24 protein-coding genes are annotated in these 23,224 nt (G+C 68.4%); 13 read left to right on the forward strand and 11 right to left on the reverse strand.

Annotated elements, in window-relative coordinates:
* Positions 1 to 249: 249 nt before the first annotated feature.
* Positions 250 to 1,794, forward strand: a complete 1,545-nt coding sequence (locus FHS42_RS05595; protein WP_184569778.1) for a glycosyltransferase family 87 protein — start codon at positions 250 to 252, stop codon at positions 1,792 to 1,794.
* A 231-nt stretch (positions 1,795 to 2,025) separates the two neighbouring features.
* On the opposite strand, the gene FHS42_RS05600 is transcribed toward FHS42_RS05595, so the two are convergent.
* The 3 genes from FHS42_RS05600 to FHS42_RS05610 form a co-directional block, all read right to left on the reverse strand.
* Positions 2,026 to 3,057 carry an alanine racemase gene (locus tag FHS42_RS05600; RefSeq protein WP_184569387.1) on the reverse strand — a complete coding sequence of 344 codons (1,032 nt, stop codon included), beginning with the start codon at positions 3,055 to 3,057 and terminating at the stop codon, positions 2,026 to 2,028.
* A gap of 160 nt (positions 3,058 to 3,217) precedes the next feature.
* Positions 3,218 to 4,336, reverse strand: a complete 1,119-nt coding sequence (locus FHS42_RS05605) for a lipid II:glycine glycyltransferase FemX (RefSeq protein ID WP_184569388.1) — start codon at positions 4,334 to 4,336, stop codon at positions 3,218 to 3,220.
* A gap of 244 nt (positions 4,337 to 4,580) precedes the next feature.
* Complete coding sequence (locus FHS42_RS05610) at positions 4,581 to 4,898, reverse strand: hypothetical protein (RefSeq protein WP_184569389.1); 318 nt, start codon at positions 4,896 to 4,898, stop codon at positions 4,581 to 4,583.
* Between the two features lie 250 nt (positions 4,899 to 5,148).
* Between FHS42_RS05610 and rpsF the strand changes: the two genes are divergently transcribed.
* The 4 genes from rpsF (at position 5,149) to rplI (ending at position 6,881) form a co-directional block, all read left to right on the forward strand.
* Positions 5,149 to 5,439 (forward strand): 30S ribosomal protein S6, encoded by a 291-nt coding sequence (gene rpsF / locus FHS42_RS05615; protein WP_184569390.1) that lies wholly within the window; start codon positions 5,149 to 5,151, stop codon positions 5,437 to 5,439.
* 80 nt (positions 5,440 to 5,519) lie between these two features.
* On the forward strand, positions 5,520 to 6,125 hold the full coding sequence (locus FHS42_RS05620; RefSeq protein WP_184569391.1) for a single-stranded DNA-binding protein: 606 nt from the start codon (positions 5,520 to 5,522) through the stop codon (positions 6,123 to 6,125).
* 54 nt (positions 6,126 to 6,179) lie between these two features.
* Entirely contained in the window at positions 6,180 to 6,416 is a 237-nt protein-coding gene (gene rpsR / locus FHS42_RS05625; RefSeq protein WP_136723411.1) for a 30S ribosomal protein S18, read from the forward strand.
* An 18-nt stretch (positions 6,417 to 6,434) separates the two neighbouring features.
* Positions 6,435 to 6,881 carry a 50S ribosomal protein L9 gene (gene rplI, locus FHS42_RS05630; RefSeq protein ID WP_184569392.1) on the forward strand — a complete coding sequence of 149 codons (447 nt, stop codon included), beginning with the start codon at positions 6,435 to 6,437 and terminating at the stop codon, positions 6,879 to 6,881.
* A gap of 367 nt (positions 6,882 to 7,248) precedes the next feature.
* Here the strand turns inward: rplI and FHS42_RS05635 are convergent, their stop codons facing one another.
* Positions 7,249 to 8,586, reverse strand: a complete 1,338-nt coding sequence (locus tag FHS42_RS05635) for an MATE family efflux transporter (RefSeq protein WP_184569393.1) — start codon at positions 8,584 to 8,586, stop codon at positions 7,249 to 7,251.
* Positions 8,587 to 9,058: 472 nt separating this feature from the next.
* On the opposite strand from FHS42_RS05635, the gene dnaB reads away from it, so the two are divergent.
* A complete protein-coding gene (dnaB, locus tag FHS42_RS05640; protein ID WP_184569780.1) occupies positions 9,059 to 10,540 on the forward strand; it encodes a replicative DNA helicase in 1,482 nt (493 codons plus the stop codon).
* A gap of 217 nt (positions 10,541 to 10,757) precedes the next feature.
* Positions 10,758 to 11,390, forward strand: coding sequence for a DUF2461 family protein (locus FHS42_RS05645; protein WP_246494213.1), 633 nt, complete (start codon positions 10,758 to 10,760; stop codon positions 11,388 to 11,390).
* A 59-nt stretch (positions 11,391 to 11,449) separates the two neighbouring features.
* On the opposite strand, the gene FHS42_RS05650 is transcribed toward FHS42_RS05645, so the two are convergent.
* Together FHS42_RS05650 and pdxR are read right to left on the reverse strand one after the other, a co-directional pair.
* The gene (locus FHS42_RS05650) at positions 11,450 to 11,611 is read right to left on the reverse strand and encodes a hypothetical protein (RefSeq protein ID WP_184569394.1); all 162 of its coding nucleotides are present in this window, start codon (positions 11,609 to 11,611) and stop codon (positions 11,450 to 11,452) included.
* A 72-nt stretch (positions 11,612 to 11,683) separates the two neighbouring features.
* Positions 11,684 to 13,126, reverse strand: a complete 1,443-nt coding sequence (gene pdxR / locus FHS42_RS05655) for a MocR-like pyridoxine biosynthesis transcription factor PdxR (protein ID WP_184569395.1) — start codon at positions 13,124 to 13,126, stop codon at positions 11,684 to 11,686.
* A 158-nt stretch (positions 13,127 to 13,284) separates the two neighbouring features.
* On the opposite strand from pdxR, the gene FHS42_RS05660 reads away from it, so the two are divergent.
* Positions 13,285 to 13,878, forward strand: a complete 594-nt coding sequence (locus tag FHS42_RS05660) for a TIGR03086 family metal-binding protein (protein ID WP_184569396.1) — start codon at positions 13,285 to 13,287, stop codon at positions 13,876 to 13,878.
* Complete coding sequence (locus tag FHS42_RS05665; protein ID WP_184569397.1) at positions 13,872 to 14,399, forward strand: hypothetical protein; 528 nt, start codon at positions 13,872 to 13,874, stop codon at positions 14,397 to 14,399. Before FHS42_RS05660 ends, FHS42_RS05665 begins: the two co-directional genes overlap by 7 nt.
* Positions 14,400 to 14,591: 192 nt before the next feature.
* On the opposite strand, the gene def is transcribed toward FHS42_RS05665, so the two are convergent.
* A complete protein-coding gene (gene def, locus FHS42_RS05670) occupies positions 14,592 to 15,254 on the reverse strand; it encodes a peptide deformylase (RefSeq protein WP_184569398.1) in 663 nt (220 codons plus the stop codon).
* A 108-nt stretch (positions 15,255 to 15,362) separates the two neighbouring features.
* Between def and FHS42_RS05675 the strand changes: the two genes are divergently transcribed.
* Positions 15,363 to 15,995 (forward strand): ArsR/SmtB family transcription factor, encoded by a 633-nt coding sequence (locus FHS42_RS05675; RefSeq protein ID WP_376772527.1) that lies wholly within the window; start codon positions 15,363 to 15,365, stop codon positions 15,993 to 15,995.
* Positions 15,996 to 16,222: 227 nt separating this feature from the next.
* On the opposite strand, the gene FHS42_RS05680 is transcribed toward FHS42_RS05675, so the two are convergent.
* Both FHS42_RS05680 and FHS42_RS05685 read right to left on the reverse strand, forming a co-directional pair.
* Positions 16,223 to 16,699, reverse strand: coding sequence for a DNA-binding protein (locus tag FHS42_RS05680; RefSeq protein ID WP_184569399.1), 477 nt, complete (start codon positions 16,697 to 16,699; stop codon positions 16,223 to 16,225).
* A gap of 255 nt (positions 16,700 to 16,954) precedes the next feature.
* The gene (locus FHS42_RS05685; RefSeq protein ID WP_184569400.1) at positions 16,955 to 18,016 is read right to left on the reverse strand and encodes a 4Fe-4S domain-containing protein; all 1,062 of its coding nucleotides are present in this window, start codon (positions 18,014 to 18,016) and stop codon (positions 16,955 to 16,957) included.
* A 317-nt stretch (positions 18,017 to 18,333) separates the two neighbouring features.
* On the opposite strand from FHS42_RS05685, the gene FHS42_RS38090 reads away from it, so the two are divergent.
* Entirely contained in the window at positions 18,334 to 19,041 is a 708-nt protein-coding gene (locus FHS42_RS38090) for a GNAT family N-acetyltransferase (RefSeq protein ID WP_184569401.1), read from the forward strand.
* Between the two features lie 69 nt (positions 19,042 to 19,110).
* On the opposite strand, the gene FHS42_RS05695 is transcribed toward FHS42_RS38090, so the two are convergent.
* Positions 19,111 to 19,872 carry a B3/B4 domain-containing protein gene (locus FHS42_RS05695; protein WP_184569402.1) on the reverse strand — a complete coding sequence of 254 codons (762 nt, stop codon included), beginning with the start codon at positions 19,870 to 19,872 and terminating at the stop codon, positions 19,111 to 19,113.
* Between the two features lie 203 nt (positions 19,873 to 20,075).
* On the opposite strand from FHS42_RS05695, the gene FHS42_RS05700 reads away from it, so the two are divergent.
* A complete protein-coding gene (locus tag FHS42_RS05700; RefSeq protein ID WP_184569403.1) occupies positions 20,076 to 20,819 on the forward strand; it encodes a helix-turn-helix transcriptional regulator in 744 nt (247 codons plus the stop codon).
* Positions 20,820 to 20,934: 115 nt separating this feature from the next.
* Here FHS42_RS05700 and FHS42_RS05705 read toward each other — a convergent pair whose 3' ends face one another.
* Positions 20,935 to 21,342 carry a VOC family protein gene (locus FHS42_RS05705; protein WP_184569404.1) on the reverse strand — a complete coding sequence of 136 codons (408 nt, stop codon included), beginning with the start codon at positions 21,340 to 21,342 and terminating at the stop codon, positions 20,935 to 20,937.
* Between the two features lie 276 nt (positions 21,343 to 21,618).
* Between FHS42_RS05705 and FHS42_RS05710 the strand changes: the two genes are divergently transcribed.
* Positions 21,619 to 23,079: a serine hydrolase domain-containing protein gene (locus FHS42_RS05710; protein ID WP_184569405.1), complete on the forward strand. Its 1,461-nt coding sequence runs from the start codon at positions 21,619 to 21,621 to the stop codon at positions 23,077 to 23,079.
* The last annotated feature ends 145 nt before the right edge of the window (positions 23,080 to 23,224 follow it).

Genomic DNA, 23,224 nt, shown 5'->3' on the forward strand with positions numbered 1-23,224 from the left:
GGGGAACTCCCTCGGGGCGCCGTGAGACAGCACAGCGACGATGCACAGGGCGGGTCCGTTCGCGGGCCCGCCCTGTGGCGTTGCGGGGCGGCCCGACGCTGTGGCGTTGCTGGATCAGCCCCGCCGTGCGGCATAGCTGGCTCGGCTCGGCCCGGTGGGAGGCTGTTGAGCCGTGCCCATTGCGTGCCCAAGCCCCTCCTGCCGCCGACCCTCGATGCCGCCGAACGGCTCGTACGGCAGGATGTGCGCATGACGAGCGTCAACGGCCCCCACTCCAGCGGCACCGCCGCCCGGAATCCCGTACGGCCCACCGCCGAGGACGAGGTGGCCGCCGCGGGCAGCGAGCTGATCGGCGGGCCCATCGGGCGGCGAGCGCTGCTCGGCGTGAACTGGTGGACGCCGGTACGGATCATCGCGCTCGTCGCGATCGGCATGTTCGCCCTCGGCATGGTGCAGAAGGTGCCCTGCTACAACGGTGGCTGGTTCTTCGGAGCGACCAGCCAGTACACGCACGCCTGTTACTCGGACATTCCGCACCTGTACGGCGGACGCGGCTTCGCCATCGACCTCGTCCCGTACTTCGACCGCATCCCGCAGAACGTCTCCGGCGGCATGGACTACCTCGAATACCCGGTGCTGACCGGGCTGTTCATGGAGGTCGCCTCCTGGCTTACGCCGCACGGCGGCAGCAGCCAGCACCGGGCCCAGATCTACTGGCTCGTGAACTCCGGAATGCTGATGATCTGCACAGCGGTCATCGCCGTCTGCGTCTCCCGCACCCACCGGACCCGCCCGTGGGACGGGCTCCTTGTGGCCCTCTCACCCGCGTTCGCGCTGACCGCCACCATCAACTGGGACCTGTTCGCCGTCGCCCTGACCGCCGCCGCCATGCTGATGTGGTCCCGTAGCCGCCCGCTGGCCGCCGGCGTCCTGCTTGGCTTGGCCACCGCCGCCAAGCTCTACCCGGTGCTGATCCTCGGCCCGATCTTCCTGCTCTGTCTGCGGGCCGGGCGCTGGCGCGCATGGTGGGCGGCCACCGCCGGCGCGCTCGCAGCGTGGCTCGTGGTGAACCTGCCGGTCATGCTCACCCAGGACCAGCAGGGGGACCTGGCGATCAGGGAGGGCTGGAAGAAGTTCTACACCTTCAGCCAGGAGCGACCCGTGGACTTCGGCTCCATCTGGCTGATCATCTCGCAGCGCACCGGCGACCCGCTGGAGGACGCCAACACCTACGGCACGCTCCTGATGCTCGTCGCCTGCGCCGGCGTCGCCGCCCTCACCCTGTGCGCCCCGCGCCGCCCTCGGCTGGCGCAACTCGCGTTTTTGGTCGTCGCCGCGTTCATCGTGACCAACAAGGTCTACTCACCGCAGTACGTGCTGTGGCTGATCCCGCTGGCCGTGCTCGCGCGGCCCCGCTGGCGCGACTTCCTCATCTGGCAGGCGGGAGAGGTCCTGTACTTCGTGAGCATCTGGATGTACCTGGCGTACACCGGCAGCGGCGACAAACACCAGGGCCTGCCCACCGAGGGCTATCAACTGGCCATCGTGCTGCACCTGCTCGGCACGCTGTACCTGTGCGCGGTGGTCATCAGGGACGTGCTGCTGCCCGAGCGTGATCCCGTTCGCCTGGACGGCTCCGATGACCCGTCGGGCGGTGTGCTGGACGGAGCGCCGGACGCGTTCGCTCTGCGCAGGTGGCGACGGGACAGCGGCAGCGGGAAAGGCGTAGCGCAGGGCTACGTGAGTTGGGGCTCGTCCGGGGCCGGACCGCACGGCAGTACCTACCGGGAGTAGCGCGCCCGGGCCCCGCGTGGCCGCACGACAGTGGTACGGGGCGCACGACACAGCCCCGCACGGGAGAAGTCCTGTGTACGACGCAGCCCCGCACGAGAAGTGCGGGGCTTGCGTGTCTCGCGGCGCGGCCGTACGTGAGCCCGCCGCGTAGGCGGGCTCTCTTCGGCTCGGCCCGGCTGCGCCGCGTCTTCGTCCCCGCTGCGCCGCGGCGAAGCCGGCGTACGGGTGCGGTCAGCGATCCAGTATGCGGTCGTACTGGGTCGTGGTGTGGCGCAGGCTGGCCACCAACTCGTCGCCCACCTGTGGCGCCGCCACGTCGCTGGGGACGAACAGGATGGAGACCTGCATGTGTGGCGGCTCGGCGAACCAGCGCTGCTTGCCGGCCCAACTGAACGGGGACAGGTTGCGGTTCACGGTCGCCAGGCCCGCGCGGGCCACGCCCTTGGCGCGCGGCATCATGCCGTGCAGCGCCTTCGGGGCCTCAAGGCCCACACCGTGCGAGGTGCCGCCCGCGACGACGACGAGGTAGCCGTCGCCCGCTGTCTTTTGCTGGCGGTAGCCGAAGCGGTCACCCTTGGCGACCCGAGTGACGTCGAGCACCGAGCCGCGGTACTCCGTCGCGTCGTGGTCGCCCAACCAGAGGCGGGTGCCGATACGGGCGCGGAAACGGGTCTGTGGGAACTGCTGCTGAAGCCGGGCCAGTTCGTCCGCCTTGAGGTGGCTGACGAACATCGTGTGCAGCGGCAGCCGCGCCGCGCGCAGCCGGTCCATCCAGAAGAGGACCTCTTCCACCGCGTCGGAGCCGTCGGTGCGGTCCAGGGGCAGATGGATGGCGAAGCCCTCAAGGCGCACGTTCTCGATGGCCGCGTGCAGCTTCGGCAGGTCCTCCTCGGTGACCCCGTGCCGCTTCATGCTGCTCATGACCTCGATCATCACGCGGGCGTTGACCAGCCCATACACGCCATCAACCGAGGAGACTGAGCGAATCACCCGGTCCGGCAGCGGGACCGGCTCCTCGCCGCGCCGAAACGGGGTGAGGACCAGCAGGTCGCCGCTGAAGGTGTCCTTCATGCGCGCGGCCTCGTAGGTGGTGCCGACCGCGAGGATGTCGGAGCCCATGCGGGTGGTCTCCTCGGCCAGCCGGTCATGGCCGAAGCCATAGCCGTTGCCCTTGCACACCGGGACCATGCCAGGGAATTGCTGGATGACGCTCTGTTGGTGGGCCCGCCACCGCGCGGTGTCAACGTAGAGAGTGAGCGCCATGGCTGGAGGGGGACCTTTCTCGTCAGTCGGCTCAGGTATCAGCTAATAGTCGGTACGGGATACGGAGTTGGCCGGGCCTGGTGGGCAGGGCGCGGGGTGGGTGCGCCGAAGCGGGACGGTCGCGCAGTGCGTACGGCCTGCCGGGCCCGGAACCCGGGCCTTAGCGACGGGACATATACATGTCGAGCGCCTTGTGTAGCAGCTTGTTCAGCGGGAAGTCCCACTCCCCCAGATACTCGGCTGCCTGCCCACCGGTGCCGACCTTGAACTGGATAAGGCCGAAGAGGTGGTCGCTCTCGTCGAGTGAGTCGCTGATGCCGCGCAGGTCGTACACGCTGGCGCCCAGTGCGTACGCGTCCCGCAGCATCCGCCACTGCATCGCGTTCGAGGGGCGTACTTCCCGCTTGTGGTTGGCAGATGCGCCGTACGAGTACCAGACGTGCCCACCCACGATCAGCATCGTCGCGGCGGCCACCGCCTCGCCTTCGTGCATGGCGAAGTACAGCCGCATCCGGTTGGGGTCCTCGGTGTTGAGGGCCGTCCACATGCGCTGGAAGTAGCTGAGCGGGCGCGGGCGGAAGTGGTCGCGCTCGGCGGTGATCTCGTACAGCCGCTGCCATTCGCCCAGGTGCTCGTAACTGCCCTGAACGACCTCGACACCCGCCTTCTCGGCCTTCTTGATGTTGCGCCGCCACAGCTGGTTGAAGCCCTTGTGGACGGACTCAAGCGAACGGTTTTCCAACGGCACCTGGAAGACGTAGCGCGGCTGTACGTCACCGAAGCCGGCGCCACCGTCCTCGCCCTGCTGCCAGCCCATCTTCCGTAGCCGATCGGCGACCTCGAAGGCGCGCGGCTCGATGTGGGTGGCCTCGACATCACGCAGCCGCTTGACGTCCGGGTTCTGAATGCCCGACTTGATCGCGGCGGCGTCCCAGCGCCGGATGATCACGGGTGGGCCCATCTTCACCGAGAACGCGCCCTGCCGCTTGAGGTGCGCGAGCATCGGGCGCAGCCAGTCCTCCAGGTTCGGCGCGTACCAGTTGAGCACCGGGCCCTCGGGCAGGTAGGCCAGGTACCGCTTGATCTTGGGGAGCTGTCGGTAGAGCACCAGGCCCGCGCCGACCAGCTGGCCCGTGCTGTCGAACCAGCCCAAGCTCTCCGAGCGCCACTCCGTCTTGACGTCTGCCCACGCCGGGACCTGCATGTGGCTCGCCGACGGCAGACTCTGGATATACGCCAGATGCTGCTCTCGGCTGATGGTCCTCAGGGTCAGGCTCATTGCGGGGGCTCCTCGGCAGGTGTGTCCCCAGGGTCGGGGCTCCGGCTCTCGCGGCGAAGCCTACTGCGACAGGGCACGCCGCCGGCCCGGCGTAAGGCGAACAGGGCGGTGGGGGCGTGGGCGGACGCCGATGGACGCTGGTGGAAGCGTCGTGGGCTGGCATGGCGGGGCCGCGGCCCGCATGCGGGCCGCGGCTGATGGGGAGTAGCCCGCATGGCGGGCTACGGCTGAAGGGGAGTGGGCGTCAGCCCAGCACGCCGCCGAAGAGGCCGCCGCGCGCCATGCCGAGGAAGAAGCCCACGGCCGCCGCGCCAAGACCGATGATCAGCACGAACCGCTCGGCCGTCGTGGCCGAGATGAATTGCCCCCAGGCGCCGGTGATGATGCCGACCAGACCGGTCCAGGAGCTGATCAGGTGCAGGTCGTGGAACATCGCTGTGACGAAGGCCACCACACCAAGGACGACGGTCGCCGCGGCGAAGGTGTTCTGCACGGGATGTGGCTTGCCGTCGGTGTCGAGAAAGGAGAGGAGACCGTGCTGGGAACGCGCTGCATGGGCCATGGGGCACCTCCGGTCCTGCGAGGGACGCGGGGCGGCGCAGGGTAGCGCCGCTCACACTGATTGCCTCCAGATTGCGGGCAAGCACGGCCGGATTTCAACCGGAAGCACAGCGGCGGGTAGTGTGGACCGTCTGCGCCGGTGTCTGACCGGGGTCCCCACGGGGAACTCGTTACGTACCCGGTGCTACGCATCACGACCCTCCTGCCACGGAACGACCGTGGCCGCTGAGTCCAAAGGAGGTGGGTTCCACATGCGTCACTACGAGGTGATGGTCATCCTCGACCCCGATCTTGAGGAGCGCGCTGTCGCCCCCCTGATCGAGAACTTCCTCTCCGTCGTCCGTGAGGGCAACGGCAAGGTCGAGAAGGTCGATACCTGGGGCCGTCGTCGTCTCTCGTACGAGATCAAGAAGAAGCCTGAGGGCATCTACTCGGTCATCGACTTGCAGGCCGAGCCTGTGGTCGTCAAGGAGCTCGACCGCCAGATGAACCTGAACGAGTCGGTCCTTCGGACCAAGGTCCTCCGCCCCGAGATGCACTGACCGCGTAAGCGTTCAGCGGCGATCGGGTCGCGTTTCGAGTAGCAAGCAGCCAGCAGCACACCCGCCGAGAGGTTCATCCAATGGCAGGCGAGACCGTCATCACGGTCGTCGGCAATCTCGTAGACGACCCCGAGCTGCGCTTCACCCCGTCTGGTGCGGCGGTCGCGAAGTTCCGCGTCGCGTCCACTCCCCGCACCTTCGACCGCCAGACCAATGAGTGGAAGGACGGCGACAGCCTCTTCCTCACCTGCTCGGTCTGGCGCCAGGCAGCAGAGAACGTCGCCGAGTCGTTGCAGCGCGGCATGCGCGTCATCGTGCAGGGCCGACTGAAGCAGCGGTCCTACGAGGACCGTGAGGGCGTCAAGCGCACGGTCTACGACCTGGACGTCGATGAGGTCGGCCCCAGCCTGCGCAACGCCACGGCGAAGGTCACCAAGACCTCCGGCAAGGGCGGCCAGCAGGGTGGCGGCTTCGGCGGCGGCGGCCAGCAGGGCGGCGGCGGTGGCGGTGGCTGGGGCGGTAGCTCCAGCGGCGGCCAGCAGGGCGGCGGCGGGGCTCCCGCCGACGACCCCTGGGCGACCAGCGCTCCGGCCGGCGGTGGCCAGCAGGGTGGTGGCGGTGGCTGGGGCGGTAGCTCCGGCGGCGGCCAGCAGGGCGGCGGCTACTCGGACGAGCCGCCCTTCTAGAGCGTGAGCTCTTGAGGGCGATTACCCCCTTCTTGATCACACAGGAGAAAAACCATGGCGAAGCCGCCTCCGCGCAAGCCGAAGAAGAAGGTCTGCGCGTTCTGCAAGGACAAGACCGTGTACGTGGACTACAAGGACACGAACATGCTGCGGAAGTTCATTTCCGACCGCGGCAAGATCCGTGCCCGCCGCGTCACCGGCAACTGCACGCAGCACCAGCGTGACGTCGCTACGGCTGTGAAGAACAGCCGTGAGATGGCGCTGCTGCCCTACACCTCGTCTGCGCGATAAGGGAAGGGTGACCGACAGATGAAGATCATCCTTACCCACGAGGTCTCCGGCCTCGGCACCGCGGGCGACGTCGTTGACGTCAAGGACGGCTACGCTCGTAACTACCTGGTCCCGCGCGGTCTCGCGATCCGCTGGACCAAGGGTGGCGAGAAGGACGTCGAGCAGATCCGTCGCGGTCGCAAGATCCGCGAGATCGCCACGATCGAGCAGGCCAACGAGATCAAGTCGCGGCTTGAGAACTTGAAGGTTCTGCTGGCGACTCGCGCTGGCGAGGCCGGCCGACTGTTCGGCTCGGTGACTCCGGCTGACATCGCTTCGGCGATCAAGTCCGCCGGTGGCCCGGACGTGGACAAGCGTCGCGTCGAGCTCCGTACGCCGGTCAAGACGCTGGGCGCCCACGAGGTGTCCGTGCGTCTGCACCCCGAGGTCTCGGCCAAGGTCGGCATCGAGGTTGTCGCGGCGTAACGGCTGCGCTCAGTAGAGCAAAAGAAGGGGCCGCACCCTGCGGGGTGCGGCCCCTTCTGCGTGCGACCCCGCAAGGGATTTCGCGTGGGGTGCTGCGTGAGCCCGGGTGGGGCACCCGTTGCGCCGGGTCCGAGCCGATCTTGGTGGGCGTCGGGTCCGTTTCACGTGAAACGCAGGCAAGAGCGCGCCGTGTGTTTCGGCTTTTCGGGTGCGCTTCGGCTCGGGCTTTTCCCGGTGCTCTGTTTCACGTGAAACGCGACTGCGGACGGGGGTGACGGGTGTGACCACGCCGCGAGCTCGTGAGGGCGTCCACTGTGCAGGCTTCGCTGTTTCACGTGAAACGGCGGGCGGCGCCGGCCATGCGGAGTTAGCGGGTCGCGCCCGTGACCAGCCAGCGGCCCGAGCGGGTGCGTATCCACAGGGTCGCCATGCGCGTCGCCATCATGAGTCCCATCGTCCACCACAGAGCGGTGAGCCCGCCGCCCATGGTGGGCACCAGGAGGGCGACCGGGGCGAAGACGGCCAGAGTGGCGATCATTGCGCCAGCGAGATACGGGCCATCGCCTGCGCCCATCAGTACGCCGTCGAGGACATACACCACCCCAGCGATGGGCTGGACCACGGCGATCACCAAGAGGGCGGGCAGCAGGGCATCTCGTACCACCTGGTCGGAGGTGAAGAGCGGAATGAACAGGGGCCGGGCGAGCACAACGAGCAGGCCGAGTACCACGCCGGCGGCTATCCCCCACTCCACCATGCGACGGCACGCGGCGCGGGCGCCTTCCGTGTCGCCCGCCCCGAGATAGCGTCCGATGATGGCTTGGCCCGCTATGGCGATGGCATCCAAGGCGAAGGCCAGCAGGCTCCACAGGGTGAGGATGATCTGATGGGCGGCGACCTCGGTGTCCCCAAGATGGGCCGCGACACCGGTGGCGATGAGGGTGACGGCGCGAAGCGAGAGCGTACGCACCAGGAGTGGGACTCCCGCCTGGGCGCAGGAGCGTATGCCGGCGGCGTCGGGACGCAGCGAGGCGCCGAGCCGCCGGGCGCCGCGGACCACCACGAAGAGATAGGCGGCGGCCATGGCGCACTGGGCGATGACCGTGCCCCAAGCCGAACCGGCGATGCCGAGGTCGGCGCCGTAAACGAGCACGACATTGAGCACGGCGTTGGCGGCGAAGCCGCCGATGGCGACGTACAGCGGTGTACGGGTGTCCTGGAGGCCGCGCAGCACGCCGGTGGCGGCAAGGACAATGAGCATGGGCGGGATGCCGAGGGTGCTGATGCGTAGATAGGTGATCGCATGGGGCGCGGCGGTGCTGGAGGCGCCGAACAGATCGACGAGTGCGGGCGCGGTGGGCAGTGTGACGGCGATGACGGCGATGCCGATGAAGAGGGCGAGCCAGATACCGTCCATGCCCTGTCGGATGGCGCCTGGCAGGTCGCCCGCGCCCACCCGGCGGGCGACGGCCGCGGTGGTGGCGTACGCGAGGAAGACGAAGACGTTGACACCGGTGAGCAGCAGGGCCGCCGCGATGCCGAGTCCGGCGAGTTGAGGGGTGCCGAGGTGGCCGACGATGGCGCTGTCAACCATCACAAACAGAGGCTCCGCGATGAGGGCGCCGAAGGCGGGGACGGCGAGCGCGATGATCTCTCGGTCGTGGCGACTGCGCGTACGACGGTCCTTCGCGGGGGCCTGGATCATGTGGTCAATCTAATCGTCCACAGGTAAGAGACGCAAGCGCCTTCCAGTCCTTACCTCTGGTCGCTCTGCGTGGTCTTCTCTGCGCCGTTTGTCGCGATCTTCGGCCGAGTGGGAAAGTTTTTCTTCTGCACAGCCCTGAGATAGAGAAAGCCCAGGTCAGGGCCGTGACAGCGGGATACTCGTGGGCTTGTCCACAGCACCGTCCCCCGTGCCGTGCACAGCTTTTCGGGAGTTCTCCACAGGATGGCACCCGTCATCCACATGGCCTGTGGATAACCAGATTGGCGGACGGCCTATCTGGGCCTACCGTGGTCCGGCGCAGGCCACCACTTCCGACGTTGAAAAGCTGTCGGAATCGACGCGCCGCAAGCGGGGTCGAGCGTCTTTGTCAGAGCCGTGCCGTAAGAAAGAAGGCACTGCGAGGTCCGCGTCGCGGACGGGAGGAGGTGGCGGGGTGAGCATGCCCGAGCCCATGGAAGACCCCTGGCCCGATCCCGGCCCCAGCGACCAGTTGCCCGCGACGCCGCGCCCCCGGCGGGGTGAGGGCCGCAGCAGTAACCGCGGCGAGGGGCGCGGTCGCGACGAGCAGCACGACCGGGGGCGCGAGGGCGGGTCCTGGGAGGGCTCCGGCTTTGAGCGCGTACCCCCGCAGGACCTAGACGCCGAGCAGTCCGTACTCGGCGGCATGTTGCTCTCCAAGGACGCCATCGCCGACGTGGTGGAGGTCCTGAAGGGGCAGGACTTCTACCGTCCCGCGCACGAGACGATCTACCAGGCCATCCTCGACCTGTACGCCAAGGGCGAGCCGGCCGACCCCATCACCGTCGCGGCCGAGTTGACCAAGCGCGGTGAGATCACCAGGGTCGGCGGCGCCTCGTACCTGCACACCCTCGTCCAGTCCGTCCCCACCGCGGCCAACGCGGAGTATTACGCGGAGATTGTCCACGAGCGGGCGGTGTTGCGTCGGCTGGTGGAGGCGGGCACCCGCATTACGCAGATGGGGTACGCGGCGGACGGTGACGTCGATGACATCGTCAATAACGCGCAGGCCGAGATTTATGCCGTCACCGAGCAGCGCACCAGCGAGGACTACCTCCCGCTCGGCGACATCATGGAAGGCGCTCTCGACGAGATTGAGGCGATCGGTTCCCGCAGCGGCCAGATGTCCGGTGTGCCCACGGGCTTCACGGATCTGGACTCGTTGACCAACGGCCTGCACCCGGGACAGATGATCGTCATCGCGGCGCGTCCCGCGATGGGTAAGAGCACGCTCGCCCTGGACTTCGCCCGCGCCTGTTCGATCAAAAGCAATCTGCCAAGCGTCATCTTCTCGCTCGAAATGGGCCGCAACGAGATCGCGATGCGTCTGCTGTCGGCCGAGGCGCGGGTGGCGCTGCACCATATGCGGTCCGGCAGCATGACGGACGACGACTGGACCCGACTGGCCCGCCGCATGCCCGAGGTGACCGCAGCTCCGCTCTACATCGATGACTCCCCGAACCTGTCGATGATGGAGATTCGCGCCAAGTGCCGCCGCCTCAAGCAGCGTAATGACCTCAAACTCGTGGTTATCGACTACCTCCAGCTGATGCAGTCCGGCGGTTCTAGGCGTGCCGAAAGCCGACAGCAGGAGGTCTCGGACATGTCCCGAAACCTCAAGCTCCTCGCCAAGGAGTTGGAGGTCCCGGTGATCGCGCTCTCCCAGCTGAACCGTGGACCCGAGCAACGCACGGACAAGAAGCCGATGGTCTCCGACCTGCGTGAGTCGGGGTCGATCGAACAGGATGCCGACATGGTCATCCTGTTGCACCGCGAGGACGCGTACGAGAAGGAGTCACCCCGTGCGGGCGAGGCTGACCTCATTGTCGCCAAGCACCGTAACGGCCCCACGGCGACGATCACGGTCGCCTTCCAGGGGCACTACTCACGGTTTGTGGATATGGCGCAGACGTAAGGGCACGAGCTGTGCGATCTCAAGTTCGGCTGCACCATCTCACCGCATGCTTCATATCGACTGCACTCTCCGTGTTCCTCGACGAACTCGCCCACCGCGCACGGCACACCGAACTGGCCGGCGAGCCCCGCCGCAACGATCCCCACCTGTCTGGGGCTACGCCTGCCTACCCGTCTCACTCTCCGCGTGCGGATCATGGGTGAGCTATCCTCCGCGCATGCGTGGACAGTTCACCGGCTGGCCGGAGCAAGCCATGGATGTGCTGTGGCAGCTCCAGGGCGAACCGACCCACGCGACCCGCGAGCGCTACCGCGCGGACCGCGAACGCCTGGTCCGGCAGCCGATGATCGCCCTGCTCAACGAGGTCGCGGACACCGACCCCCGGTACGAGGACTTCTCCGTCTGGCACTACCGCACCAACTCCTGGTGGTGGCAGCACCAGTGCGCGGTGATCCGGCTCGGCCGCAAGATCGAGATTGGTCTCCGGTTCTCTCTGGACGGCCTGCGCATCCAGGGCGCCTGGTGGTACCCCGATCCCGGTCAGGTGGACACGTTCCGCAAAGCCGTGGCCTCCGAGGGAACCGGCCGCGAGCTGGCCGTCATCATCGAGGATGTGCGGAAGAAGGGCTACGACGTCTCCGGGGACGTGATGAAACGCCCACCGCGCGGCTATCTGACAGACCACTCCCGTACGAACCTGCTGCGCCACCGTTCGCTGATCGCCGCTCGTCCCCTCGGTCGCGAGGAGTGGCTACACACCCCCGAGGTGGTTGACCGGGTCCTGTCGGCCGCCGCTGACCTGGACGCCCTGTTGCTGTGGCTGGTCCGTCACGTGAAGCGCGCCGCCTGACATCACGAGGGCTCTGCGCGGCGCGGAAGGAGCCAAACCCGTGCCGTCGGCCCCCGCGCTCAGAAGGTGACGTACACCCGCAGCGCCGACCGGTGGTCCATCGCCCGATGGCCGTCCGGCACCTCGGCCAGGAGGACGGCATGGTCGAAGACGGGTCCAGGCGGGCCGTGAGACATCGCAGGCGCGGCGATGTAGCCGTCCCCAGGGTCAGGTTCAAGCATGTCCAGCAGGTCGCCGTGGTGGTGACTTGGGTGAGCCGGGTGCCGGTGCTTCTTGTCGCGCTCGGCAGGTTTCTAGGCGGTCCGCAGTAGGCGGTGCAGACCCGGCTCGATGTCCGGGGCGCTGATGGAGCCGTAGCCGAAGACGAAGCCCGGGCGCGCGGAGCGGTTCGCGGAGACCTCCGCCAGGGTGTAGATCGCGACGCCGGCAGCCCGAGCCCGGCCGGCCCGGTCCGCAAGGGCCTTGGGGTCGGCGAGGTTGCCTCGGGTGAATGCGGTCACGTGTAGGCCCGCGGTGGACGGCAGTAGTTCGGTCAGGTCTGTGAAGTGGCTGGTGAGCGCGTGGGTGATGGCGTGGTGCCGGGTCGCGTATGTATGCCGCATCCGGCGGATGTGCCGGGCGAGCAGCCCATCGTCAACGAAGCGGGCGAGCGCCGCCTGCGTGGGGACGGCTGTATGCCAGTCGGCGGTGTACTTGGCGGTGCGTAGCGCTGTGCGCAGCGAGGCGGGCGCCACCAGGAAGCCGACGCGCAGGGAGGGCAGCATCACCTTGGAGAACGAGCCCACGTAGATGACGTGTCCGTCCCGGTCCAGGCTCTGTAGCGGCTCGACCGGCCGCCCGCCGAACCGGAATTCGCTGTCGTAGTCGTCCTCGATCACCGCCGCGCCGTGCCGCCGTGCCCACCGCAGGAGCGCCGTTCTGCGGCGCAGGGACATCGGCATGCCGAGCGGGAACTGATGGGCGGGGGTGACGTACACGGCGCGGGTGTCCGGCGGGATGGCGTCCACCAGCAGGCCCTCGGCGTCCACCGGTATCCCCGTGACCGTGGCGCCCTGCGCCAGGAACGGCAGCCGGGCCGGTGGGTAGCCGGGCTCTTCGACGGCCACCCGGTCGCCCGGTTCGAGCAGCACCCGCCCGATGAGGTCGAGGGCCTGCTGCGTGCCGGTGGTCACGAGCACATCGTCCGGGCTGGTGCGGACGGCGCGGGAGAGTCCGATGTGCCGGGCGAGTGCGGCCCGTAGTCCGGCATGGCCGGCCGGATCGCCGTATCCGGCCGCCCCGGCCGCCGAGAGGCGCAGCTCCCGGGAGACCAGGGGGCGCCAGGCGTCGTACGGGAAGAGGCGGGCGTCCGGCAGGCCGGCCCGGAAGTCGTGGGCCGCCTTGGTCGGTCCCGTGGTTTCCGGGCCGGCCCATGGGGACAGGCCCGCCCACAGGGCGCGCGGGCGCAGCCCCGAGCCGGTGGTGTCGGTGGTGGGCACGGCCGCACGCGAGGGCAGGCCCGTTATACGCACGTAGGTCCCGGAGCCGACCCTGCTGTCCGCGTAGCCCTCGGCGACGAGCCGTTCGTAGGCGACGCTGACGGTGTTGCGGGCCACCGCGAGGCGGCGGGCCAACTCCCGGGTCGGGGGGAGTGTTTCGCCGGGCCGCAGCAGCCCGTCATGGATTGCGGTGCGCAGCTGGCGGTAGATCTGGCCGGATAGGTCGCGCTGCCCGTCGAGCCTGACGTGCACGTCCATCTCGGCTCACGGCCCTCGGCTCGGCTGTTATCGGCTGTTATCGGTTGTTATCGGCTTTTGGCTGCCTGCCCTGTGGGCTTTCGGCCGGCAATTGGCTCAATGATGTGGCAGCTTATTGGCTCTGGAGTTGAGCCGATGTGTGATCTTACGCTTCGGCCATGGACATACGACGACTGGACCACCAGGCGCTGTCACTGACCGGGGAGGTGGTCTCCCGGGTGAAGGCCGATCACTTGAGGCTGGCGACGCCTTGCGCTGACTGGACCCTGTATGGCCTGGTTCGCCATCTAGTCAGCCAGAACGAGGGGTTCGCCGCCTCGGCCCGCGGCGCTGGTGAGCCGTGGGCCGTATGGCGCGACGGGGACCTCGCAGACGATCCGGCCGGAGCGTATGAGGCGTCGGCGGGCGAGGTCACCGCGGCGTTCGCGGAAGACGGCGTGCTGGAGCGGCAGTTCGCGCTGCCGGAGGTGAGCGAGGGCTTCGCTGTGCCCGGGCGGGTCGCGATCGGCTTCCACCTGGTCGATTACGTGGCCCACGCCTGGGACGTCGCGGTGACGATCGGCGCCCCTTGGGAGCCCGGCCCTGAACTCACCACCGCCGCGCTGCGCGTCGCCGCCCTGGTTCCGGACGAGGGCCGCGGGGCCGGTGCCGCGTTCCGCCGGCGGATCGCCGTCCCTGACGACGCCCCGCCGGGTGACCGGCTGCTCGCCCTGCTCGGCCGCGACCCGTCCTGGACACCGAGGCCATGCTGACGAGCCGCTGGTGCCAGGGCCCGGCCGCAGGGTCCCCCGGCGACCGCGCCGCGGTGAGTGGTGGCGACAGCGGCGCGGTGGGTGCCGATGGCCGCGCCGCGGCGAACGGCGACGGCAGCGGCGTGAGCGGTGGCCGTGGCGGCCCGCTGATCGTGAGCGTCACCGACTTCACCAGCGACGCATACCGGGACTTGCCCGGCATCGCGCGTCGTGGCTTCGCGCTGCGGCGCCGCTGGCCGGATCTCGACGGAGCAGTCGGCATGTGGCTGTGGGGCGAGCCGTTGGCCCGACGTAGCGGATCGGTCTCGGTGTGGACGGGGCGGCGGGCCCTGGCGGAGTTCGTACGCCTGCCGGAGCATGTCGCGATCATGAACGAGTACCGCGAGCGAGGCACGATCAGGTCGGTGACCTGGGAGTACGAGGGCTTCGACGAGGCGCGGATGCGGCGGGACGCGGAGGCATGGCTGATGTCGGACGATCGCTGCCGTGACGTACGGGGGGCGCCACGGCAGCGGGGCTGACCAGGGCTGCTCAGCTCAAGACGTCGCTCTGTTCCGGCCAGTCCTTGCTCAGGCCCTTGCCTACGGACGTCCGGACGCTGTGCCCATCCGGATAGCTGTCTAACGCACCGCCGGACCAGCGGTCCAGCGGTGCGGACGACCGTCCGCTTCTCCGTCTCGACACCACGAAACAGCACACTGAAATCAGCTGCCTCATCGACTCAACTTGTCTGCTCTGATCGCGCGTTGCGCTAGGACATCCGCACGTCGGTCCGCCATCTGCCGCAGGGCGTCTTTGCGGTCCCGCCGGGAGAGCCGGTCGAGATACGTGTGGCCGAGGAGGTGGTCAACCTCGTGCTGTAGACACCGTGCGAAGTAACCCGTTCCCTCGATGGCGAGGGGGTTGCCGTCCTTGTCGAACCCGCGAGCGACGGCACGATCGGTACGGGGTACCGGCATGGCGGCACCAGGCACGGACAGGCAGCCCTCGGATTCCTCAACTAGCCGCCGGCTACCTGGTTCTGGCAGCTCCAACACCGGGTTGATCAGGTGGCCGACATGCCGAATCCCATGGTCATCCGGGCAGTCATAGACGAATATTCGCAGGTCCACGCCTACTTGGTTGGCAGCAAGGCCCGCACCGGCGGCCACGTACATCGTCAAGAACATGTCATCGATCAACGACGCCAACTCGGCCGAACCGAACGTGGTCACCTCCCGACACGGACGGCTCAAAACCTCCTCACCCACCACCGTGACCCGACGTACCGAGCCCCGCTTCACCTCCGGTGGCAACTCCGGATACGAGTCAACGGGCCGGCCTTGTACGCGAACCGGCCGATCGGTGGACCGGGACCGCTCATGACGAACAGGCATAGCTGGTCTCCCTTTTGCGCACGCCGCGGATGTCGCGGACAGCACCGCGCCGTGATGCCCTCAACAAGGAACTTGCCAAGCACTTTGCAAAGTAGCAGAGTTTGCAAAGTGACTGAAGATGAGCTCAACACGCCGTACGACCACGCCGGGAGCGCCGGGAGCGCCAGAAATGGCGGAAACGGGGGAAGCGCCGGCGAAGAACTGCGCGAGCACGAGGTCCGCACGGCCCTGCTGAGCCTTCTCGCCGACGTCGGCACGGCTACGGCGACCGAAGCCGCCTCCCGGCTGGGCTACAGCTCTGGCCTTTGCTCCTTTCACCTACGGCAGCTCGCGCGTCACGGACACATCGAAGAGGCCCCCCACAGCGGGGGGCGCGCACGCCCCTGGCGGCTGAGGCGGCTTGACCCCACTGTCGGAGGGCCTACGGATGGTGAGGGGCCTACTGGCGAGGAGTTCGGCGTCTTGGCCCGAGGGCTGGAGGACGAGAGCTGGCAGCGCTGGCTGACGCAGCGAGACCAGGCACCGTCCGAATGGCGTCATGGCGAAGCCTTCAGCGCCGTCACCTACCTCACACCCGAGGAGATGAGCCGGGTCGCGGACGTCGTTCGTGGGGCGCTCGCGCCCTACCAAGACCGCGAACAGCGCCCCTTGGCCCGACCCGATGGCGCCCGGCCGGTGGCCCTCATCACCCGTCTCTTCCCTTTGCTGCCCCACGCGGCGGGCGAGGAGGACCAGGCGTGAAGATGACCAGGCGTGCAGAGTTGGGCGTCGTTTCACGGGGTCCCGTAGCCGCCACCTTGTGTGCTGCGGAGCGGGCCACCTCGCGCGGTGTGGCAGAAGGAAAAGCGGTGTTACGGCATGACCAGGACGCCGCGCGGTGGTGGAGAGTCGAAGGGCAGGAGCAGGAGCAGGAGCAGGGAGTCAGGAGGCCGGTGCGTAGTCGCGCAGGACGACGACTGCTGCCGTACTCATGAAGCTGGCGACGCTCCGTTCTCGTTGGGAGCTTGCTCGGTGTCGGTGGTGGTGCGGGCGATCAGCCGCTCGTAGCGCTGCCTGGCGGCCTGTGGCGTGCCGAGGCCGAGGCCGAAGGCGATCTCCGGCCAGGTCATGCCGCGGCCTCGCGCCATCTGGAGGAGGCCGATCTCCAGTTCGTCCATGTCCCCGCGAGCCAGCGGCACCAGGCTCAGGGCGGCGGTGATGTCCGCGTGGTCCACCTCCGGTTCACCGTCAACGAGTTGAGCGGCCCCGCTGAGCAGGAACGACACGAGTCTGATGGCTTCGTGCGGCGCGATGACGGACGGATGGATCTGCCGTTCGCGCTGCCCATCATCGGCTGCGTGGCGCTCGGCGATACGGAACAGGGACGCGTGGACGCGTCGAGCTCGCGCCTGTTCGGGGTGCTGGGGCGTGAAGGAGGCGGCGGATTGATCGGGAGTCGAGACCATGCGGACAGGGTGGGTTGGAGTGTGATTTGTTGTCAACGTATTACTGACAACTATTCGTGGTGAACGATATGTTTGGTTTCGGTCGTTGCTGCGGCCTCATATGTCTGCGGCTAGCTGACCTGGAGACGCAGGATGGTGCTGTTGTCGCAGAGATGGCGGTGCCGGGAAGAGTTGTTGCCGCTGGACCGGTGTGGGTGGGGGCCTGTGGCGTCGTTCGCGGCCTCGTCTGCGGCTGCGGGCGCTCGGCAGGGTCGGTCACCAGCGCATTGCGGTGAAGTCGATCGGCTGGGGTCGCAAAGTCTGCACGCGTACCGTCAACTCCCGCATCCGGCGGGCCATCTGAGGCGCGGGCAGGTGCTTGCGGTCGCCGTGCCCCGGGAGGAGCCACTCGAAGTGAAGACGGCCGGCCGTGCGGCTCAACGACAAGGCCAACTCTTCGATGGAGTACCAGGTGATGCTCTCCGCGACCTCGATGTCGTCCGTCGCACGCGACCAGTAGAAGCTGTCCCCGCTGAAGCAGTACCGCTCATCGATGACGTAAACCACGCTTCCCTCGGTGTGGCCGGCTAACGGGTACGCGAGCACACCATCGGAGACCTCGATGCTCGCGGTGCCCCGCAGGACGCGATCGGCGTCGGGAGCTGCGTCGAGATCGCCTTCGTGAATCCACAGCCGGGCCCCGAAGCGGTCGGCGTAGCGGCGGCCGTGCGCCGCGTGGTCCCGGTGCGTGAGAAGAACATCGGTGATGGGCGCGAACTCCTCGTACCGGGCGGCCAGTAGCTCGCTCCAGCGAGGAGTGTCCACCATGACCGCGGTCCCGGAGGGCCGCCGTACGAGGTAGGAGTTGGCGGCGGCGGTGTGCGGTGAGTTGTGTCCGCAAAGAGAGACGGTGTCGTCCAGCGGCATGGGGAACGGGTCCAGCACCGGGTCCAGCCGATGAGAAGGCCGGCGAATCGAACGCGTGTGGCAGGAGAAGGCAGCGGCGTGTAGTTGCCGTTCCTCCGCCTCGCTGCTCGGCTGACGTAGTACCTCGGAACGGCCACTGACCTCGCCGATGAGTCCCGGTGCGAGTTGTCGGGCGACGTCACAGTTCGTACAGCGGTTGTCCACGTGCCAGTTGGTGGCTGTGGTGGCTGGGCTCTGTGTGGTGGCTGTGGGTTTCGTGGTGGCGTTTTCGTGGGAGTTGTGGGGGCCTTGGTGGCTGTGGGAGCCGCGGGAGTCTTGGTGGTCGTGGGCGTCTTCGGCGCTTTGGGTGGCTGGGGTCGCTCGTACTGGTTCAGGCGGGGTGGACTGTGCGTCGGCGCGTTCGTCGTCCATGGCGTGACTCACCTCTGGCGCGGCATATGGGGGCGTACCGGATCTCGGTGCTCTTGAGGTTCCTCGATGGCTGCGAGAAGCGGAAGGGGCGGCAGTTCTTGTTTCTTTCGACTGCTGGGCCTCTCATGGCCAATGTCTGCACCTTTTGTTCCGTAAATAGCGGTTTGGCTGGCTGGTGGTGACGCTGATGGGAGCGGCCGGCGCGTCACATCAGTGCGGTGTTTGGGCGCGTAGTTGTCGGGGTGAGGTTGTTGTGCACGTTGTGTCGGCAGGGAGGTGTGGCGAGGGGGCACCGAGTCGCATGGTGAGATGCGTGGATGGATCGGTGCGCGGTTGCGAGCGAGAGAACGGGCCAGGTCGTCGGTGCTCGGAGCTGGCCGGTCACCCTGCGTACGGAACGACTGGTACTTCGGCCCGCCGCGGCCACCGACGCGCCGCAGCTCCGCAGGCTGCTGACGGACCCGCAGGTCAGGCACTTTCTCGGCGGGCCGGTCGGAGATGGGGCCGTGGGTGCTCTCTTGGGCGCCTTGGGTGCGGCGGGTGTAGCGGGTGTGCTGGGTGTGGCAGGCGTGACGCCAGATGTACCGGACGAACCGGATAGGTCGGACGGACCGAACAGACCGGGCAGGCCAGATAGGTCAGATAGGTCAGACAGGCCAGACAGTCCCCACAGGCCAAATGTGTTCAGCGTGTTGACCGAGGTGGCAGGTTCGGCGGGCGTGGTGGTCGGTGTGGTGTCGGTGGAGCCGAGGTCCCGGTTCGACGGGCGGCCCGAGGTCTCGTACTCCTTCCTGCCCGAACACTGGGGCCGCGGATACGCGCGCGAGGCCGTGGGAGCGGTGGTGAAGTGGGCGCTGGAGGCGGTGGCCTCGGACAGCGCTTCGTTGATTGCCGTCACTCAGGAGGCGAATGTCCGGTCGTGCCGGCTGCTTGAGGCGCTGGGGATGCACCGGATCGACACGTTCGAGGAGTTTGGCGCCGTGCAGGTGATGTACGCGGTGGGGGGCGAGGGGTCTGGAGCGTAGGCCGGCGTCAACCGACCACGGACAGCGCAGGCCCTCACCGTGGTCGGTGCCGTCGTCGCTCGTCGAGGGCTAAGCCGGGGACGCGTGCAGCAACCGAGTGGCGATCTTTACGCCGGGGCTGCTGGTGGATAGCGCGTCGGTGAGCGCTTCACCTGCGGCGATAAGCGCCTGATCGTCCATGGGCCCGAGTGCGTCGAGAATGAACAGGGCGCGGGTGGTGGTGTGGGTGAGCCGGGTCCGTGTGCACTGGCGCCAGTTCCAGCGTCGGCAGGTCACGCCCAGGTCATCTCGCCACACCACCTCGCCCGCGGAAGGGTGTTCAGTGGCGGATTCACCGCCAGCCGTGGTGTCGAACACCTCCGTACCCGCTGCCCGGACCAGACGGGCCGAGCCGACGTAGTGGTCGAGGTCCTCGCCGCCGAGTGGCAGAAAGTGACCCACCGATACGGCGTTGTAGATGTCGGTCAGCCGGTCCACTCGGGGCAGTCCGGCGGAGGCGCGCCGCAACAGAGCCTCCGCGCTGGGGCGCGTGCGCTGAGGCTTGGCGCCGAAGGAGCGAAACGCCTCGCGCCACGCGGCGATGTGTGGGTGTTCCTCCACCGGTCCCTCGCCAATCCGCTCGCGGGCGGTGGCCTCGGCGGCGACCAGCAACTCTTCGCTGAATGCGTCACTCGGGCCAGGGCGCAGCCCCTCCGCGGTGATGAGCAGCACGTGGTAGTCCGGGCGTAGACCCGCCAGGGCCGGGTCGATGCTGACGGTCGCCAGCCAGGCCGCGGCATCCAACGTGGACTCATGCGGCGGTGCCGGCTCGGCCTGCGTTTCGGGGCTCACGTCTCTCCTCGCGATGGTTCCGTCGCCGGGCGACGACGGGTGGGGTTGCCGCGCGGTAGCGGGGGTACGGCGTGCCTCCGCGGCGCGGAGGCCGCGTCCAGCACTCGGCGGCGGGTTGGGAGTGGGCGGGAAAATGTACCAAGGGGGGTGAGTCGGGCGTACGGGGGTGCTCGGCCGGTTTTCGGGCCAGGCATGCTGAGGGCATGTATCGAGAGTGGCGGTCGCGGCTGGTGGGGGCGATGGTGTGGGAGCGCCGGGCCCCGGTGCATGCGGATGTGACGCGGGTGCTACCCGATGGGTGCATGGACCTGATCTGGTACGCGGGCCGGTTGCTGACGGCGGGCCCCGACACCCGGGCCCAGCTGTGCGCCGATCTGCCGGGAGCGATGCACACCGGGTTGCGGTTCGCGCCAGGGGTGGGGCCCGCCGTGTTCGGCATGCCCGCGTCAGAGCTACGGGACCAGCGCGTGCCGCTCGATGAGGTGTGGCCCGCGTGGGAGGCCGAGCGGTTGGCGGAGCGGATCGCGGCAACGCCGCAGGAGGCCCGCGGCCGGCTGTTGGAGGAGGCTGTTGCGCGGCGGTTGCCGGCTGGTCCGCTGGGGGGTGGGCCGCTGCGAGACGGGACGCTGTGGGGCGGCGGGGGGCCGAGCCCGCTGCCCTCCGTGGTGGCGAAGGGGCTGCGCGCCGGTGGCACGGTTGCCGCAGTGGCCCGCGACGTCGGGCTCAGCGAACGGCAGCTCCACCGTAAGTGTGTGGATGCGTTCGGCTATGGACCCAAGATGCTGGCCAGGGTGTTTCGCATGGGACGTGCGCTGGAGTTGGCTCGCTCGGGGGTGCCACTCGTCCAGGTCGCCGTCCGCGCTGGCTACGCGGATCAGGCCCATCTGGCGCGCGAGATACGGGCCCTGGCGGGCACGTCGGTGACGGAACTGCTAGCGGCTGCCTAGCGACTAGGCAGCCGCTACTGAGCAGTTACGCAGTGGCTAAGCAGCGGCTAGGTAGCGGGGCGACTGACGATTGTGGCCTCCGCGCCCCTGCCTGGCCTGCGCAGGCCGGCCGCGGTCACGTCGCGGCTGTGTCCAGCGCGGCGAAGAGATCAACCGTGTTGCCGTCAGGGTCGTGGAGTACCGCGTATCGCTGCCCCCAGAAGGCATCCCACGGCTCCTTGTGCCCGGTATATCCGTCGCGCGTCAGCTCCGCGTACACCGTGTTGACCTCGGCAGGACTGGCACACAAAAAGGCCAGCCCCAAACGGTTTCCGCCGCTCTGCGGCGGGGCCCAGTCGGGGTCGAAGGACCGCACGGTTTCTACGGTGTCCCACGCGATGCGCGTACCACCGGGCAGCAGCGCTTCGACGTGTGGCTGCTTGTCGGCATCGGCGGGAAGGTCGAGGCCCAGCCGGCGGTAGAAGGCGAGCGTCGCGGCCATGTCGTCAACGACCATGCCGATGAGATCGAATCGAGGTGTCATGCGGCCACGCTAGGCGTACGTGCGGATCGCGGTCTTGAACGAATCGGACGTGGGATGGCGGAGCACATCGACCGCGGCTGTACGCAGCACATCACGGGGGTCACATCACTCGGTCCTACGAAGACGGCCGCGCCTTTTCGGCCATCAGCCCCCGGTTCCCGCACACCGCACACCGCACCCGTAACGACCGTGTCCGAAATCGCTGACGGGGCGCGGGGCGAGGTAGTTAAGGTCCTTTGGCGGGCCCGCCGCTTCGACTGATCGACGAGGAGCACCATGACCGAGACAGCGCCCCCCGACGCCCCGCGTGACGAACTGTTTCCCGCCACCCGCCGTGCCCTGCTCCACCGCATCGCGGTCGGCCAGGCGGACGGCCGGGCGCCATCGCTGATGGGGGCGGTGGTTCGAGAGGGACAGCTGGTGTGGTCCGGTGCGCGCAGCATGATGGACGGCCATGCGCCCGAAGCCGACACGCAGTACCGCATCGGCTCGATCACCAAGTCGTTCGTGGCGGTCCTCGTGCTACGGCTGCGCGACGAAGGTCTCTTGGACCTCGCCGATCCGTTGCGTACGCACCTGGCGGACCGACTGGACGTGGAGGGCGTGGACGTGTCCATGGGGGACGCGACCGTCGCACAGTTGCTGGCTCACACCAGCGGCATCGCGGCGGAGGCCCGTGGTCCGTGGTGGGAGCGTACGCCCGGCGAGCTGCGGCCAGGGCTGGGCGAGGTGTTCGGCGAGCGGCCTCAGCGGCTTCCGGCGGGGCGCAGGTTCCACTACTCCAACCCCGGATACGCGCTCCTTGGCGCCCTCGTCGAGCAGAAGCGGGGCGCGCCGTGGGGTGAGGTGCTGCGCCGCGAGATCCTGGAGCCGCTCGGTATGCCGCGTACGTCAATTGTTCCTCAGGCGCCACACGCGGGCGGCTGGGCCGTACATCCGTGGGCGGATGTGATGCAGCAGGAACCTACAGAAGACATGGGCCACATGGGGCCGGCGGGACAGTTGTGGTCTACGACGGCCGACCTGGCGCGCTTCGCGGTGTTCCTCACGAACGGTGATGACCGGGTGCTGAGCGCCACAACAGTGGCTGAAATGCGACGGCCCGCGACGCCGCCGGACGGTGCGGCGTGGGAGGCGGCGTACGGCCTCGGGCTGCAACTGCTCCGTAGGGACGGGCGGCTGTTCTTCGGCCACACCGGGTCGATGCCAGGCTTTGTCAGCACACTGTGGATTAGCGCGGAAGAGCAGCTCGCCGGCATTGTGCTGGCCAATGCGACGTCAGGACCTGCGACGTCGCTCATCGCCGCGGATTTGGTACGCATCGTCGCCGAGCATGAGCCGCCGCTGCCTACACCCTGGCGTCCGCTGCCCCAGGCGGATGCGGACCTCCTTGACCTCACCGGGGTTTGGTACTGGGGCACCAGCACGATCGGGCTGCGGTTGCGCGCCGATCGATGGCTGGAACTCGGCCCGTTGCAGGGTGGTGGGCGCGGTTCGCGATTCCGCCCGGAGGCAGACGGCACCTGGACCGGGCTCGACGGCTACTACGCGGGTGAGACGCTGCGCGTGGTGCGTACGGAATCGTCGGCGCAGGGCAGCGCAGGCGATGGCTCCCCAGGAATCCTGGGTACGGTCACCCATCTCGACGTCGGCACCTTCGTATTCACCCGCCGGCCGTATGACCCCGCCGACTCGGTTCCGGGCACACTCGACCCCGAGGGTTGGCGCGGGTTCTGAGCAACCATGAGGTGGTCCGATCATTGGTGCACGTGATCGGACCACCTCTGCCGTCTCTTGGCCTCCTGCGACCGGGCATGGTGGCTGTGTGTTGTTCTTGCTGATCATGCTGGCGTGACGGAAGCCCTCGTGGCGTAGCCGACGC

Origin of the sequence: Streptomyces zagrosensis, from assembly GCF_014203645.1 — a bacterium.
GTDB lineage: Bacteria > Actinomycetota > Actinomycetes > Streptomycetales > Streptomycetaceae > Streptomyces > Streptomyces zagrosensis.

Coding starts and splice junctions, on each gene's coding strand:
- FHS42_RS05595 (WP_184569778.1), top strand. CDS start 250: ATGACGAGCGTCAACGGCCCCCACTCCAGCGGCACCGCCGCCCGGAAT.
- FHS42_RS05600 (WP_184569387.1), bottom strand. CDS start 3,057: ATGGCGCTCACTCTCTACGTTGACACCGCGCGGTGGCGGGCCCACCAA.
- FHS42_RS05605 (WP_184569388.1), bottom strand. CDS start 4,336: ATGAGCCTGACCCTGAGGACCATCAGCCGAGAGCAGCATCTGGCGTAT.
- FHS42_RS05610 (WP_184569389.1), bottom strand. CDS start 4,898: ATGGCCCATGCAGCGCGTTCCCAGCACGGTCTCCTCTCCTTTCTCGAC.
- rpsF (WP_184569390.1), top strand. CDS start 5,149: ATGCGTCACTACGAGGTGATGGTCATCCTCGACCCCGATCTTGAGGAG.
- FHS42_RS05620 (WP_184569391.1), top strand. CDS start 5,520: ATGGCAGGCGAGACCGTCATCACGGTCGTCGGCAATCTCGTAGACGAC.
- rpsR (WP_136723411.1), top strand. CDS start 6,180: ATGGCGAAGCCGCCTCCGCGCAAGCCGAAGAAGAAGGTCTGCGCGTTC.
- rplI (WP_184569392.1), top strand. CDS start 6,435: ATGAAGATCATCCTTACCCACGAGGTCTCCGGCCTCGGCACCGCGGGC.
- FHS42_RS05635 (WP_184569393.1), bottom strand. CDS start 8,586: ATGATCCAGGCCCCCGCGAAGGACCGTCGTACGCGCAGTCGCCACGAC.
- dnaB (WP_184569780.1), top strand. CDS start 9,059: ATGGAAGACCCCTGGCCCGATCCCGGCCCCAGCGACCAGTTGCCCGCG.
- FHS42_RS05645 (WP_246494213.1), top strand. CDS start 10,758: ATGCGTGGACAGTTCACCGGCTGGCCGGAGCAAGCCATGGATGTGCTG.
- FHS42_RS05650 (WP_184569394.1), bottom strand. CDS start 11,611: ATGCTTGAACCTGACCCTGGGGACGGCTACATCGCCGCGCCTGCGATG.
- pdxR (WP_184569395.1), bottom strand. CDS start 13,126: ATGGACGTGCACGTCAGGCTCGACGGGCAGCGCGACCTATCCGGCCAG.
- FHS42_RS05660 (WP_184569396.1), top strand. CDS start 13,285: ATGGACATACGACGACTGGACCACCAGGCGCTGTCACTGACCGGGGAG.
- FHS42_RS05665 (WP_184569397.1), top strand. CDS start 13,872: ATGCTGACGAGCCGCTGGTGCCAGGGCCCGGCCGCAGGGTCCCCCGGC.
- def (WP_184569398.1), bottom strand. CDS start 15,254: ATGCCTGTTCGTCATGAGCGGTCCCGGTCCACCGATCGGCCGGTTCGC.
- FHS42_RS05680 (WP_184569399.1), bottom strand. CDS start 16,699: ATGGTCTCGACTCCCGATCAATCCGCCGCCTCCTTCACGCCCCAGCAC.
- FHS42_RS05685 (WP_184569400.1), bottom strand. CDS start 18,016: ATGGACGACGAACGCGCCGACGCACAGTCCACCCCGCCTGAACCAGTA.
- FHS42_RS38090 (WP_184569401.1), top strand. CDS start 18,334: ATGGATCGGTGCGCGGTTGCGAGCGAGAGAACGGGCCAGGTCGTCGGT.
- FHS42_RS05700 (WP_184569403.1), top strand. CDS start 20,076: ATGTATCGAGAGTGGCGGTCGCGGCTGGTGGGGGCGATGGTGTGGGAG.
- FHS42_RS05705 (WP_184569404.1), bottom strand. CDS start 21,342: ATGACACCTCGATTCGATCTCATCGGCATGGTCGTTGACGACATGGCC.
- FHS42_RS05710 (WP_184569405.1), top strand. CDS start 21,619: ATGACCGAGACAGCGCCCCCCGACGCCCCGCGTGACGAACTGTTTCCC.